Annotated in this window: 13 protein-coding genes and 1 pseudogene; 12 read left to right on the top strand and 2 right to left on the bottom strand. The window is 44.6% G+C overall.

Going from position 1 to position 13,152, the window contains the following annotated elements; genetic code table 11:
* Nucleotides 1-13: 13 nt before the first annotated feature.
* Complete coding sequence (locus AC4G46_RS20000; protein ID WP_491124248.1) at nt 14-430, top strand: hypothetical protein; 417 nt, start codon at nt 14-16, stop codon at nt 428-430.
* Nucleotides 431-595: 165 nt separating this feature from the next.
* Here AC4G46_RS20000 and AC4G46_RS19995 read toward each other — a convergent pair whose 3' ends face one another.
* Nucleotides 596-1,471: an alpha/beta fold hydrolase gene (locus AC4G46_RS19995; protein ID WP_491124247.1), complete on the bottom strand. Its 876-nt coding sequence runs from the start codon at nt 1,469-1,471 to the stop codon at nt 596-598.
* A 149-nt stretch (nt 1,472-1,620) separates the two neighbouring features.
* On the opposite strand from AC4G46_RS19995, the gene AC4G46_RS19990 reads away from it, so the two are divergent.
* The 10 genes and pseudogenes from AC4G46_RS19990 to AC4G46_RS19945 all read left to right on the top strand — a co-directional run bounded on the left by AC4G46_RS19990 (nt 1,621) and on the right by AC4G46_RS19945 (nt 11,323).
* Nucleotides 1,621-2,337, top strand: coding sequence for a MerR family DNA-binding transcriptional regulator (locus AC4G46_RS19990; RefSeq protein WP_491124246.1), 717 nt, complete (start codon nt 1,621-1,623; stop codon nt 2,335-2,337).
* 213 nt (nt 2,338-2,550) lie between these two features.
* Nucleotides 2,551-2,862: a hypothetical protein gene (locus AC4G46_RS19985; RefSeq protein WP_491124245.1), complete on the top strand. Its 312-nt coding sequence runs from the start codon at nt 2,551-2,553 to the stop codon at nt 2,860-2,862.
* 278 nt (nt 2,863-3,140) lie between these two features.
* Nucleotides 3,141-3,788: a hypothetical protein gene (locus AC4G46_RS19980; RefSeq protein WP_491124244.1), complete on the top strand. Its 648-nt coding sequence runs from the start codon at nt 3,141-3,143 to the stop codon at nt 3,786-3,788.
* Between the two features lie 473 nt (nt 3,789-4,261).
* Nucleotides 4,262-5,953 carry a methyl-accepting chemotaxis protein gene (locus tag AC4G46_RS19975; protein WP_491124243.1) on the top strand — a complete coding sequence of 564 codons (1,692 nt, stop codon included), beginning with the start codon at nt 4,262-4,264 and terminating at the stop codon, nt 5,951-5,953.
* Between the two features lie 144 nt (nt 5,954-6,097).
* Nucleotides 6,098-7,054, top strand: a complete 957-nt coding sequence (locus AC4G46_RS19970) for an alpha/beta hydrolase family protein (RefSeq protein ID WP_491124242.1) — start codon at nt 6,098-6,100, stop codon at nt 7,052-7,054.
* A 10-nt stretch (nt 7,055-7,064) separates the two neighbouring features.
* The gene (locus AC4G46_RS19965) at nt 7,065-7,493 is read left to right on the top strand and encodes a hypothetical protein (protein ID WP_491124241.1); all 429 of its coding nucleotides are present in this window, start codon (nt 7,065-7,067) and stop codon (nt 7,491-7,493) included.
* A gap of 39 nt (nt 7,494-7,532) precedes the next feature.
* Nucleotides 7,533-7,823 carry a hypothetical protein gene (locus tag AC4G46_RS19960; protein WP_491124240.1) on the top strand — a complete coding sequence of 97 codons (291 nt, stop codon included), beginning with the start codon at nt 7,533-7,535 and terminating at the stop codon, nt 7,821-7,823.
* A 173-nt stretch (nt 7,824-7,996) separates the two neighbouring features.
* Nucleotides 7,997-8,188: pseudogene (locus AC4G46_RS19955) on the top strand (DUF255 domain-containing protein); the annotation flags it as partial.
* Between the two features lie 667 nt (nt 8,189-8,855).
* Nucleotides 8,856-9,005 carry a DUF5808 domain-containing protein gene (locus AC4G46_RS19950; RefSeq protein WP_491124239.1) on the top strand — a complete coding sequence of 50 codons (150 nt, stop codon included), beginning with the start codon at nt 8,856-8,858 and terminating at the stop codon, nt 9,003-9,005.
* 209 nt (nt 9,006-9,214) lie between these two features.
* Nucleotides 9,215-11,323, top strand: a complete 2,109-nt coding sequence (locus AC4G46_RS19945) for a thioredoxin domain-containing protein (protein WP_491128937.1) — start codon at nt 9,215-9,217, stop codon at nt 11,321-11,323.
* Nucleotides 11,324-11,394: 71 nt separating this feature from the next.
* Here AC4G46_RS19945 and AC4G46_RS19940 read toward each other — a convergent pair whose 3' ends face one another.
* Entirely contained in the window at nt 11,395-12,159 is a 765-nt protein-coding gene (locus AC4G46_RS19940) for a PaaX family transcriptional regulator C-terminal domain-containing protein (protein ID WP_491124238.1), read from the bottom strand.
* Nucleotides 12,160-12,387: 228 nt separating this feature from the next.
* Here AC4G46_RS19940 and AC4G46_RS19935 point away from each other — a divergent pair, with 228 nt between their 5' ends.
* Nucleotides 12,388-13,080 carry a metal-dependent hydrolase gene (locus AC4G46_RS19935; protein WP_491124237.1) on the top strand — a complete coding sequence of 231 codons (693 nt, stop codon included), beginning with the start codon at nt 12,388-12,390 and terminating at the stop codon, nt 13,078-13,080.
* The last annotated feature ends 72 nt before the right edge of the window (nt 13,081-13,152 follow it).

The following is a 13,152-nucleotide window of genomic DNA, read 5'->3' as shown; positions in this document are numbered from 1 at the left end:
TGGAGGCATCAAAATGTACAAGGAACTAGATAACCTTTTATCTGCTGATACAGGAGTAGATTCTTGGTACGATGATGGCTGTGTCATTGCAAGCGAGATGCTTTCAGAGTTTAGTCCAAGTGATTGGGACGAATTATCTAATCATGTGCTTAATAAACCAATAGATTGGCAGAGGAAATTAGCATATTGTTTGGATAATGAGCGTAATGTACTTGAACTTAACATTCTACTATCATTGCTCGGTACTAATGATGTGGAATTATTCGAGATATGCATTGACACACTAAGAAGTTTTACAGATCGAGAAAGTAAAAAGATGATATTAGATAACCCAAAAATACTCCAACGTGTAAATGACTTATTACACACCACTACTAGCATACCAGTAAAGAAAATGCTCCAAGATTTCCTTTCGAAAATCCATTTGTGATTTTGTGTATAACGCTGTTAATTACGCGTTGTAGACCTTATTAACTTAGGCTTTCGTTGCCGAGTGAACAATTATCCGGACATCCCATTAGTCAGCGATGAGGGGTATCATTTAAGGGATGTTCGGATAACTCAATTATTAGTTCAAAGAGTCAGTACTAAGTCTCTAAATACACAAATTTCTAATCAGCCAAGGCTTCAGCAAGGGCAGGACGGTTGCGGGCTGCATCGCTTTGGTGTGGTCCATTCCGCTGCCCTTAATTATTTCTACATCCCACCCGAGCTGCTCTAATGCAGCTTTATTTTGCTTTAGCCTGCCGACAATATCGACGGTTACACTACCGAAGCTTTCACCATACACAATCGTATCCTTTTCCCCGGCAAAGGCCAGTCTCGGAAGCTTCAACAGCTGCTGCTGAATCGCCCGATCATCAAAATCCCGCAAATGCTCATACATCGTAACAAACTGCTTCGTCTGGTTCGGGTCGATCTGAACCTGAATGTTATCCCAATCCACCTGTTCCGGGTCTGTTGGGACTTGCTCATCAGCTACATAGAGATTTTGGTTACTGGAAGCTTGCTGGTATGTTTTGTTGGTTACGGTCAGCATTTCTTTATATGGCCCGTCTAACGGTGGGAATCCGCCCATGACCAGGCTTTCGAGTCGATCGGTACGGATAGCCAACTGCAATCCAGCCAAGGCCAACCAGGAATAACCGTAATAGCTAAACTTCCCGACGTTCATTTCATCAGCGACCGTTAAGAGGTCATGCACAATGCTCTCAGGTGTAAGCATATCCGGATTCGGATGCTGCAGCCGGTGCCCTTCATAGTCAAAAAATAATACCCGGAACGTATCCGCAAGCCCCTCCACAAAATGCTCCCCGAGCTCAGGATCTACTCCCCACAGCCGCAGATGATCAGCTGCTTGTCCGTATACAGATTCTTTGGCAACGGGCAGCATGATTGCCGGAGAACCGGGGTTCCCCGTAAGGGCTGCTTTTAGCTGTGTTCCATCTGCGAGTTTAATCGTCTTTTCCACGTAATCACTCCCAAGTAAGTTATATAATGATCATATAACATTCATGCAATATTCCGGCTTTGAAGATCAGAACCTATTTATATTGCGGGTTGTTTTCACGATATGTTATCGTAACACTTGAAGGTTTTACTTTAAGGATGGGAGAGCAGATGGAGACATACACCCCGAACCAGATTGCCGGCACCTTGCAGGTCAGCACCACAACGCTGAGAAGGTATGAAGAGCAGGAGCTGATTCCTGCTGTGCCGAGAACTCCGGGCAATCACCGTTTCTACAGGCAGGTACACGTTCAGGCGTTTAGGACCATAAGAGCCTTATTACTCGGATATGATATCCCTGTCGTTTATGAAGCAATGAGAATGATTAAGCAAAGGCGAACGGAACAGGCCCTGTGGCTGGTGAATGAGCAGCAGTATCAGATTCAGGCAGAGAAGCAGCGGGTAGAAGAGATCCTCACGATGATCAGGGTTGCCGATTTTACCAGATACCAAAACGTAAACCTGAAGGAACAGATGAACATTGGAGAGGCGGCCACTATAGCAGGTGTAAACACCTCAGCGATCCGTCACTGGGAATCCGAAGGACTCATTCAGTCCCAGCGGAATAAGGACAACGGGTTCAGAATGTTCTCCATAGCGGAGCTGCGCAAAATACTGGTTATCAGCAGCCTGAGAAAGACCGTCTATTATATAGACAACATGAAAAGCTTACTGAATAATTTAGATACTCAGGATAATGAGCGGATTGAGCGTTCTTTTCAGGTGGCGCTGGAGAATCTGAATAAGCGGCTTAGGCTGCAGTTTAAGGGGATCATGGAGATGATGAGGTACTTGGAGGTTTATGCCGGGGAGGGGCAGGACCTATAATCAGAATATAAGAGGTGTATTAATGTCAAGAAATATAAGGTATATAACGTTTTTTGTGTTGGGTGCATTACCTTTGTTTATCTATCCATTTGTTTTGTTAGCTAACATAATGTCTTTAGCCGGAAGCTGGTCAGGGCAAGAAGAATCTATTTTAAAAGCAATCGTGCTCTTATTCATAACACTAACGAGCTCATATCCAATAACCTATATTATTTGTTTGGTGCTGTATTTGATAAAAAAGATCAAAAACAAAACCAAGAATGGTGCTGTTCTGGTATCGAAGCTGCCCCATCTGCCCTTGATTCATTTAGTTCTTGCTATTCTTGCGGGATGTTTATGGGCGCTCTTGGATTGAGGTATGAAGGAGGAGCCGTTACCTATGATGATTCTGAGGCTGTTCAATACAGTGTATTCATGGATTTTGAAACCAAAAACGGCTTCCTGATTAAAGACAGCAATAGTGAGCGGATGCTGGATTTAAGAAAAAAGAATTCGGAAGAGCTGGCGGATCTGTTGGCGAAGTGAAGATGTAAAGGAAAAGCTCCTGTGGTTGTCACCGGAGCTTTTTTGTTGTGGGTTATTTGGTTGGCGGGTAACGCTTGGGGGTGTCGGTCTGCCCTAATAAGTGGGAGAAAAATAAAAAGAGGCGAACGGAACTTTTTGTTAATTCAGCATAAGGACGGAAAGAGGACCCAATAATTTTGCTTTGTACCGTCTGTATTTGGAAGAAAAATACTTTTATTGACTATTTGGGAGTAAGATATATAGAGCAGGAAATTTAAGTTGAAATGGAGGGTTCGGGTTTGGTTGACAAAAAAATTGGAGCAAGCGATTATCTGGCGTCAGGGTTGTATGCTTTTGCAGGGTTCGGTCTTGAAGTTGTACTGTCCATGCTTTTGCCTTTAGTGTTTGGTGTTCAAGGCTCTGAGTATACCCTATTTCATCAGTGTGTACACTGGGTACTTACATGCATTTTGTGGGGGAGTATGGCGCTATTTTTGATAAGGCTTTCAAGGAAAAAATATTCCTTTGATGTTATGAAGTTAAAAGTAACGCCGGACTCCAAGGGGTGGCTATTAGCGATTGTAGTTTCTGTAATAGCTATTACAGCTACGACTATTGTATGGGACGGCCTGAAGCCGGTTCAAGAATACGATGGTATAATTACATTCTTATTTCAGAATATCTATTACTTGTTTGAAGCGGCTTTGATTCTGCTAACAATAGCTTTTGGACAAAAGTTTGGTGAAACGCTCATAAAAAGAGGCGGTCTGCCGTATGGTGGGATTTTTCTTGCGCTCACATGGGGGCTCATACACATTTTGCTTCAGGGAGGTCAAACAGGGGTTTATGCTTTTTTCATGTCGATTCTATACGGCCTTGTATACATACTGCTGAAAAAGAATATCAGATTTTCCTATTTGATGATTGCAATTGTATTTATTTTATAAGTGAATATTTCATGTAGCTCCATTTGCATCAATAAAACAAGCTCCTGTGGTTATCACAAGGGCTTGCTTTGCCGTGAATTATTATCTGGAGGCCAGAACAAGCATCGATCAGTCAACAGATATAACTGAAAATGAAGATACCATAGAAGAACAATATACAACGGCTCAAATTTAACAAACGAAACAGTTAGCGAAAATGTGCAAGCAGAACAATCTGGTTTCGGATGCTATAGATTTTCGGGAACCGGCTATATATCCAATGTATTCAGAAAGGAGCCATTCCTGTAAGACTAATTTGCAATAAATAATCTTATTGATTTAGAAAAAGATATAATTTATAGTTCTAAAGGCACAAATGCATAACTAGGAAAAAATACTTAAAATGTAGTGCTAATGACGGTTCGAATTATTATCCTTACAGGTTATAAAAAACTTTAGCTGACTATCTATTTGTATTACGAGGAGAGATTTTAGTGACAATCCGCATCAAAAATTTAATTGCTTTCAGCCTGATCTTCATTCTAGTTTCTGCTGTTTTTATCTATCAGTTTGCTGTGGCAAACAATGTAACTAAAAGTATTAAGACGATAGAAAAAAGAACAATGGTTTCAGCATTATTAGCCGATGAAATGAAGCTGTCGGTAGTTCAGGTGCAGCAGTTTTTAACAGATATTAGTGCAACAAGAGGGCTGAATGGTTTAAATGATGGCATCCAGGTAGCCCAAGAATATGCAGACCAATTCTACAAAAATATAGATGAATTTGTGAAATTAAATCCAGAATCGCATGTGGAAATGAACGAAATTAAAGCAACCTTTGAAAGGTATCACACAATGGGCCAAAAGATGGCCAATGATTATATTGATGGTGGCCCTGCTAAGGGTAATCTAACGATGTCCAGTTTTGATGAAACATCAATAGCAATCAATGAAAAAGTGGATTTATTTCAAAAGGAACAAATGGTCTTAATGAAAAATAGTATTGCTGAAATAGAACACTCCAACAAAACGATGACCAACAACTTGATCATTTGTGCGATTACAGTAATTTTGCTCGGAATGCTAATCGCATATCTTCTCAGCCGTTCCATTACTAATCCGACCCATAAGCTAATCCGTATTGCTGAATCGATTTCCATGGGTGACCTGAGTATCCCAATCCAATCACATTCAAAAGATGAAATTGGTCAACTATCACGGTCATTTGAAAGAATGCGGGATAATCTTTCTGCACTAATACATAAAGTTCAAGGTATTTCTGAACACGTTTCAGGCGCTGCACAGGAATTAAAGTCTAATTCTGATGAAGGTTCCAAAACATCGAATGTGATTGCTATTGTGATGCAAGAAATGTCAGTTGGCGCCGAAACACAAATGAAAAGCTCTGAAGAAGCAGCTATTACTATAGAGGAGATGGCAAGAGGGCTACAACAAGTTGCTGAAACGATAACCATAACCAGTGATGTATCTATTCGTACTGAAAATGAAGCAAAGCAAGGCAATGAACTGGTTATGGCTGCTATGAATCAAATGGTTGCCATTCATCAGCTTGTGCATAACTCAGCACTAACGGTTACTCAGCTGGCGGAACATTCACTCACAATTGGAAATATTGTTGAGGTGATTCAAGGGATTACTACACAAACCCATTTACTTGCCTTAAATGCCGCTATTGAAGCAGCTAGGGCGGGAGAACACGGGCGTGGTTTTGCGGTTGTCGCACAAGAGATTCGTAAACTTGCCGAAAAAGCAGGTTCATCCTCAGATGAAATCGTTCAAATTATTCAAGTTGTACAAGGGGATACATATAGAGCAGCAGAAGCCATGAAAATGGGTAAAGAAGAAGTTGATTTAGGTATGAGTAGTATGAATGAAGTAAATAGTGTATTTGAAAGAATTTTAAAATCTAACGAAGAAGTATCAATACAAATTCAAGAAGTATCTGCTGCTATAGAGGAAATGTCAGCTGGCTCACAAGAAATCAGTGCGTCAGTAATGGAATTATCACAGATTGCAAAAAAAACTTCAGAGCAAAGCGACTCCGTCGCTGCTTCATCACAGGAGCAATTAGCCTCCATGGATCTAATCACCAATTCAGCGCAATTCTTAAATGGATTAACGGAAGAATTGCTTGAAATGGTAAACCAGTTCAAAGTCTCTACATAAGAAACCGAGAGTTCATAATCCCTCATAAAAGATGCTGACTTTTGTTAGCGTCTTTTGTATTTAAATAAAATGCATTTAATTGAAAATATTGTTTTGGATGATATAGAATTAAAAAGAAATATTTAAAGGAAGGTGAGTAGTATAGTGAACGCAAGAAATGAGATAGCAGAAGCAATTGGAATTATATCTTCCAGTACCACTCCTCATATGGATTATCGGCTGCTAAACTCCACAAAAGAAGAAGGATATACAAGACAATTAATTGAATATGATTCTCACGGAGATAAAGTTATTGCCTTTCTTTTGCTTCCGGAAATACTTGATAAAAACCCGGCGGTTCTCATTAATCACCAGCACAACAGGGAGCATCATTTAGGAAAGAGTGAGGTTTGCGGCTTAGCAGGAAATCCTCTGCAAGCTTTCGGACCTGCATTGGTCAAAAAGGGATTTGTTGTGTTAGCTCCTGACTCCATATGCTTTGAGGAGAGACGTAAGAATGCACAAGGAATTGAACCTGTCTCAGAAGATGGTGACTTTTGGCAACATTATAATGAAATGTGTTACCGTATCATAAAAGGCGATTATTTGATGAAAAAAGTGATCGATGATGCCATGAATGGGATCACTTTGCTTTCTAATCTTCCTTTTGTTGATAATAAAAGGATTGGCACACTTGGACATTCATATGGTGGTAATACTGTTTTATTTCTTTCTGCGTTAGATGAACGAATAGCCTTTAGCTGTGCCAGCGGCAGTGCTTGTACTTATGCAAATCGCATGATTAACAATGTCGGGATTGAAATGGCGAGCGTAATTCCGGGCTTCCACAGTAAATACGATATATATGATTTGGTATCTTGTATTGCACCAAGACGACTCCTTATTGTTTCCGCAGATGATGATAAATATTCAAAAGATGCTCCGTATATCGTTGAAAAAGCCAGCCCGGCTTATTTAGAACTCAAAGCTTTACATAACCTGTACCACAAGAGATATCAGGGTGGTCATGGACTGACGAAGGAAAGATTTGATTATATTATTGAGTGGGTTAATTTGAACGGGAAACATTCATTGATTAACCTCGATAATCACACCTCATGAGAAAGCGGAGTTGTTGTATTTAGGGCACTATAAACAACCACTTAAAAGCCCATTTTTTGAAAAACTCAAAAATAAGTTTGTATACTTAGCGCATGATGATGGCTGGTTTAATAAAATTTACTATAAAGATAAAAATCAATTTATTGATGTATTAGGACGTCTACTTTCAAATAGATTGAAATCTTATCGAAAGAATGTGTCGGCATTAGGTCAAGATATTGGAGAACAATTAACGTTGTTCGCTAAAGATGGAATACTGGTCGATTTTTATAGAGTTATTAAATCTAGCAACAGCATAGAAATCCCTTTCAACATTATTGGAACAAACATGGACTTTGATGATGTATATAACAACATGGAAAGACATAAGGCGAAAGCTAACTTAGAATATTGGCTTGTATATAATAAAGATGAATGGGCGATACGCTCGTATAGATAAAATATATGAACGTGCAATCTGTACAATGGGGGGATTGTGATGAATAGATTTGTTAAAGCACTTATTGAATGGAATAAAGACCCGAGCATGTTACCAGCGAACGAGTGGATTCGTGACCTTGTTGTAATCTATGGTGAAATCAAGGATAAGACACTTTATGGTGAAACGTGGACTGTGCTGGTTAGGATAACAGGACATGTTGGAGATACGTGGAATACATATGCTGATGTCGCTTTTATAGTAGACGAAGCACCTTGGCAATTGCTCGAATCAGGATATAGCTTTAATCTTTGGGCTAGAAAGGATATTGCAAAAGTCAGCATCCTTTGACTCTTTAAAAGGGCTAAGAAAGTAAAAGAGTTAGTAGATTTAAGACTAAATGAGCAATTATCATTTTTGGATTACCCTATACATATGGAGTTACCTTTTTAATTTCGTGCGCCTTCCCCCGCCAAATTGGGTAAACAAACACAAGACGGACTTTACCCAAATCAGCCGAAATGATGGGATACCCCCTGACAAATCAAAATGCACCCAATAGATTAATTAACGAAAAATCACCCTACCTGCTTCAGCACGCCCATAACCCGGTGGATTGGTATCCATGGGGTGAGGAGGCTTTTGCCAAGGCGCAGGCGGAGAACAAGCCGATATTTCTATCCGTCGGCTATTCGACTTGCCATTCGTGCCACGTCTGAGAATTCCACTCCTGTTAAATTTAGTTTTTCCGCCCATACTAAATTACTTTCCTTTATTAACAAACGATCCCGATTTAATTTTGTTTGAGCATACGATGTATAAGAAGCTTGAACTCTGTGCAAGATATTTTTGACGGTGTGAAGAGAGGTGTGGTTCCGTTGGACCATTCGGTGCTAGGGCTACAAGAGGAATTTAACTAATCACTAAGTCAACTGAAAGCGAGGGGTTGTGTCGCAGAGCATCTCTGAACACACACGCCTAGTAGCATTCCTTAAAACGGAAAGTGAACAAGCGGTGCCCAAGTATTTCTAATGATGTGAAGTGTGACTTTTAAAGATACTCGAACGATCAAACACCGTCGAAGGGGAGCCTGTAAAAGGGCTCCTTTTTCTATTCCTACCTCTTTATGCTGGAATTACAGCTAACGAATTAACCTCACAGAAAGATTATGTATTTGTATTAACACCATTTCATTCTGATGAGCAGAAAACGTATGAAATAATAAAATTGGGAGAACGGATACCTGTTCTTTACCTACATAAAAATTCAAACAGATGTACTTGCCATAATTTAGTTGTTAGATGAGTAGCTCTGCGTAACAAAAGGTCTGAGTAAATGTTAATTTCTCCCATGTAATAACTGAAATCGATTTGGCTGTTAGGTATGATTTATTTCAATCGTAAGGATTCAAACCTAATCGTCGAGAAGAGGTTCGGAGTCGGCTGGGGATTAAATTTCGGTCACCCGGTAAGCTGGCTGATTTTACTCGGAATAATTGTACTTTTAGTTGTGGTAACAAGGCTTAGAGTTTAATACTCACCGTTATTTGACTCGAACATAAGCGTACTGATACGATGAATAAAAGCGGTTTATATGAATGAAGGTGAAAAACAATATTTTCAACCTGAAAAGATAAAGAGAAAAGGCGAACCGAGGCACTAACCCTTGTTGGTGTCTTTTTGCAATTCAATGGGTAATACTAACAAAGGCACATTCCGCATAAGGAGGCTACATAAATGGAGATAAAAGAAGGCCAAAAGCCTAATCGACTAATAAATGAAAAGTCCCCGTATTTGTTACAACACGCCCACAATCCCGTGGATTGGTATCCATGGGGTGAGGAGGCTTTTGCCAAGGCGCAGGCGGAGAACAAGCCTATTTTCCTTTCGGTCGGATATAGCACCTGTCATTGGTGCCACGTAATGGAACGAGAATCCTTCGAGGACCAGGATGTCGCCAAGCTCCTCAATGACAACTTCGTAGCCATCAAAGTCGACCGCGAGGAGCGGCCGGATATTGACGGGCTGTATATGTCGGTGTGTCAGGCGCTGACCGGGAGCGGGGGGTGGCCGCTGACGGTGCTGCTGACGCCGGACAAGAAGCCGTTTTATGCGGGAACGTATTTCCCGAAACGGCGGATGCTGGGTCGGATCGGACTGATGGATATTCTGGAGCAGATTCATACCAAGTGGGAGCAGGACGGCGATGCGCTGGACAAGCTCGGCGATGATCTGCTCGCAAGCTTGCAGGAGCTGGACCGCAAGAATGCTCAACAGGCAGGAGAGGGGAGCGGAGCCCTGCCCGGCGAAGAGCTGCTGCATGAAGCTTTCTCGCTATATCAGCGCCAGTTCGATGAGGAGTACGGCGGGTTCGGTAATGCGCCGAAGTTCCCGACGCCGCATAATCTGTCGTTCCTGCTGGCGTACGGCCAGACTTACCAGCAGCCGGAAGCGCTGCGGATGGTGGAGAAGACGCTGGACAGTATGTACCGCGGCGGGATTTACGATCACATCGGCTTTGGCTTCTCCCGCTACTCTACGGACCGGGAATGGCTGGTGCCGCATTTTGAGAAAATGCTCTACGATAACGCCCTGCTGGCCATCGCTTATCTGGAAGCTTTCCAGATTACCGGGAAGCCGCTGTATGCGGAGATTGCTGAGCAGATCTTTACGTATGTGCGGCGTGATATGACTTCGCCTGAAGGAGCATTTTATTCTGCTGAGGATGCTGATTCCGAAGGAGTGGAAGGCAAGTTCTATGTCTTCACCCGCGATGAGCTGGCGGAAGCGCTGGATCTTGAGGATATGCACTCCTATTGCCATATGTACGGCATTACGCCAGAAGGTAACTTTGAAGGTGCCAATATTCCGAATCTGCTGCAGGGTCTGCCGGAGGATATGGCTGAACGGCTGGGTATGAATCCGCTTGGCATGAAGACGCGGACCGGGGAGTGGCGCGAGAAGCTGTTCGCATACCGTGAGGAGCGAATTCATCCGCTGAAGGATGACAAGGTGCTTACCGCCTGGAACGGCCTGATGATCGCGGCGCTGGCCAAAGGCGCAAAAGCGCTGCAAAAGCCGGAGTATGCCAAGGCTGCGGCAGCAGCGGCAGATTTCATCTGGGAGCAGCTGCGCCGCCGTGAGGATGGCCGCCTGCTGGCCCGTTACCGTGACGGTGAAGCGGCGATTCCGGCCTATGTGGATGACTATGCCTTCCTGATCTGGGGCCTGACTGAGCTGTATGAAGCAACAGGTCAAGTGGTCCATCTGGACCGGGCGCTGCAGCTGAAGGATGGATTGCTTGCGTTGTTCAGCGACGAGGAAGGCGGGGGCTTTTTCTTCACCGGCATAGACGGGGAAGAGCTGCCGATCCGCTCCAAGGAGCTGTACGACGGGGCATTGCCGTCCGGCAACTCAGTTGCAGCCAAGCAGCTGTACAAGCTGTCTGTAATTACACAGGATGTGGAGCTGAAGGCGATAGCCGAGCGGACGGCAGCGGTACTGGCTTCTGCGGCGGGAGAATATCCGCCGGGCTATTCAATGTACCTGCAAGCGCATCTGGCGCTGCTGTCCGGCGGACGCGAATGGGTGCTGTCCGGCAAGCTGGAGGACCCTGTGCTGCACAGCATGCTGGCTCAGGTCCAGCAGACGTACCTGCCGGATGCCTCGCTGATCGTCAACTATGCAGGCGGTGACGGCGAAGACCTGCACAAGCTGCTGCCGCATCTACAGGATAAGCCGGCAGTGGACGGGCAGGCTACGGCCTACGAATGCCGTAATTTTGCCTGCCATGCCCCGCTTACCAGTCTTGACGCAGTCAAAGAGCTGCTGGCCACCGGACGGCAGGTGTAATAGAAACACAAAAGGGACAGCCCGCGAGGGGCTGCCCCTTTTTCCCTTGGTTTCGAACCCAGCCTGCTGACTCAGGTAAACTGAGCGTAAAAGGAATCCCGCGGAATCGCCGCAGCCAGCCTCCGCCACTGATCCTGGAGCTCGGCGATGACGGCTTTGCCGGGCCAGCCGTCCGGCAGCAGCTCATCCGGCAGGGAAGGGTCGGCCATGATCAGGCCGCTCATTTCTTCGCCGATCTGCAGGAACAGCAGGAACAGCGGCAGTGCCTCGCCGCTGCTTATCGCCTTATCTGCAAGCGGGATAAACTCCCGGGTGATCCAGGCGCTTTTGTCTAAGTAAAGGGCTTCGAGCTTGTCCAGCTGCCAGATGTCCCAGGCCTTGGCCGGGGTAATGGTTCCTTCCGCAAACTCGCCGCGCAGAATGGAGACATTGCCGGTGAGCTGCAGGCTCGTAACATACTCCGTCACTTCCTGGCGGTAATTCCAGGGGGAGATGTAGACACTGTTATATAGAAGCCCATAGCCAAGCTGCAGAATAGCCGTACGAAAAGCATCCCGTTTCTTGCGCTCCTGCTCCGGCACTTCAAGCATGACCACATCCCAGGTATGATCCCACTGCTGCTCATAACGGGCGGGCTTGCTGTTAATGGACTTGATGTAGGCGCGTCCGGCAGAGGTTATGCAGTACAGGGAACGGGCGGGTGAGGCGATGTAGCCCTCTTTTTTCAGGCGGGACAGGCTGTTGCGGATATAGGTGGAGGTGTAGCCTCTCAGTTCATAGATTTCGACAAATTGCTGGGCACTCATCCGGTCCACGCGGGACAGCAGGAATAACATGGTTTTTTCGACAGACAGCAACGTTATCACGCCTCTCTTGACAGGTAGTGATTTCAAATATATTATAAATGTAGACGTTCGTTATAAAAATAGATATATTGAGCGATGGAAGCAGGGCAACCCCAAAAGCTGCGAAGTCCGTCCGTATTCATTTGTCATTGTAACGTAAACGGTATGCTTTTGCACGGTAAGTCCATAATCTTAATAGATGAAGAGGAGAGATAAGAGATGAAGATTATTTTTCACGGCCATTCCTGTGTACAGCTTGAGGTAGGCGGCAAGTCGCTGATTATCGATCCTTTTATTAGCGGTAACCCGGCTGCGGTAACGAAGCCTGAGGATATTAAGACAGATGCAGTGCTGCTGACCCATGCACATGCGGATCATATTCTGGATGCTGCGCCGATTGCCATCGCCAACAATGCGCCAGTGGTTGCAACTGTGGAGCTGGCTACGTATATCGGGTGGAAGGGTGTAGAGCAGACCATTGGAATGAACATCGGCGGAACGGTGGACCTCGGGTTTGCCAAAGCAACGATGATTCACGCTTTCCACACCAGCGGTATTACACTTGACGATGAGCAGCGGATTGTTTACGGCGGGATGCCTGCGGGCTTCATTATTGAAGCGGAAGGCAAAACCATTCTGCACGCCGGAGACACCGGGCTGTTCAGTGACATGAAAATGTTCGGTGAGCTGTATAACATCGACCTGGCGATTCTCCCGATGGGCGGACATTTCACAATGGGGCCGGAGCATGCGCTGATTGCCGCCAAATGGCTGAACGCCAAGCAGGTGCTGCCGGTGCATTACAACACTTTCCCGCCGATCCGCCAGGATGTGGCAAGCTTTGTAGATTCCCTGAACAAGGCAGGGATTGCCGGTACAGCGCTTGAATATGGGGAGAGTCTGGAGCTGTAACCGCATATCTTTCGTAGAGAGGCATCACTCCGGTGGTGTCTTTTTTTTGCGCGTTGATGCAGGCAGGTTCTC

The organism is Paenibacillus sp. fava2 (genome assembly GCF_058313675.1).
Note: the sequence above shows the minus strand (reverse complement) of the source record. Positions and strands in the feature narration are given on the sequence as shown.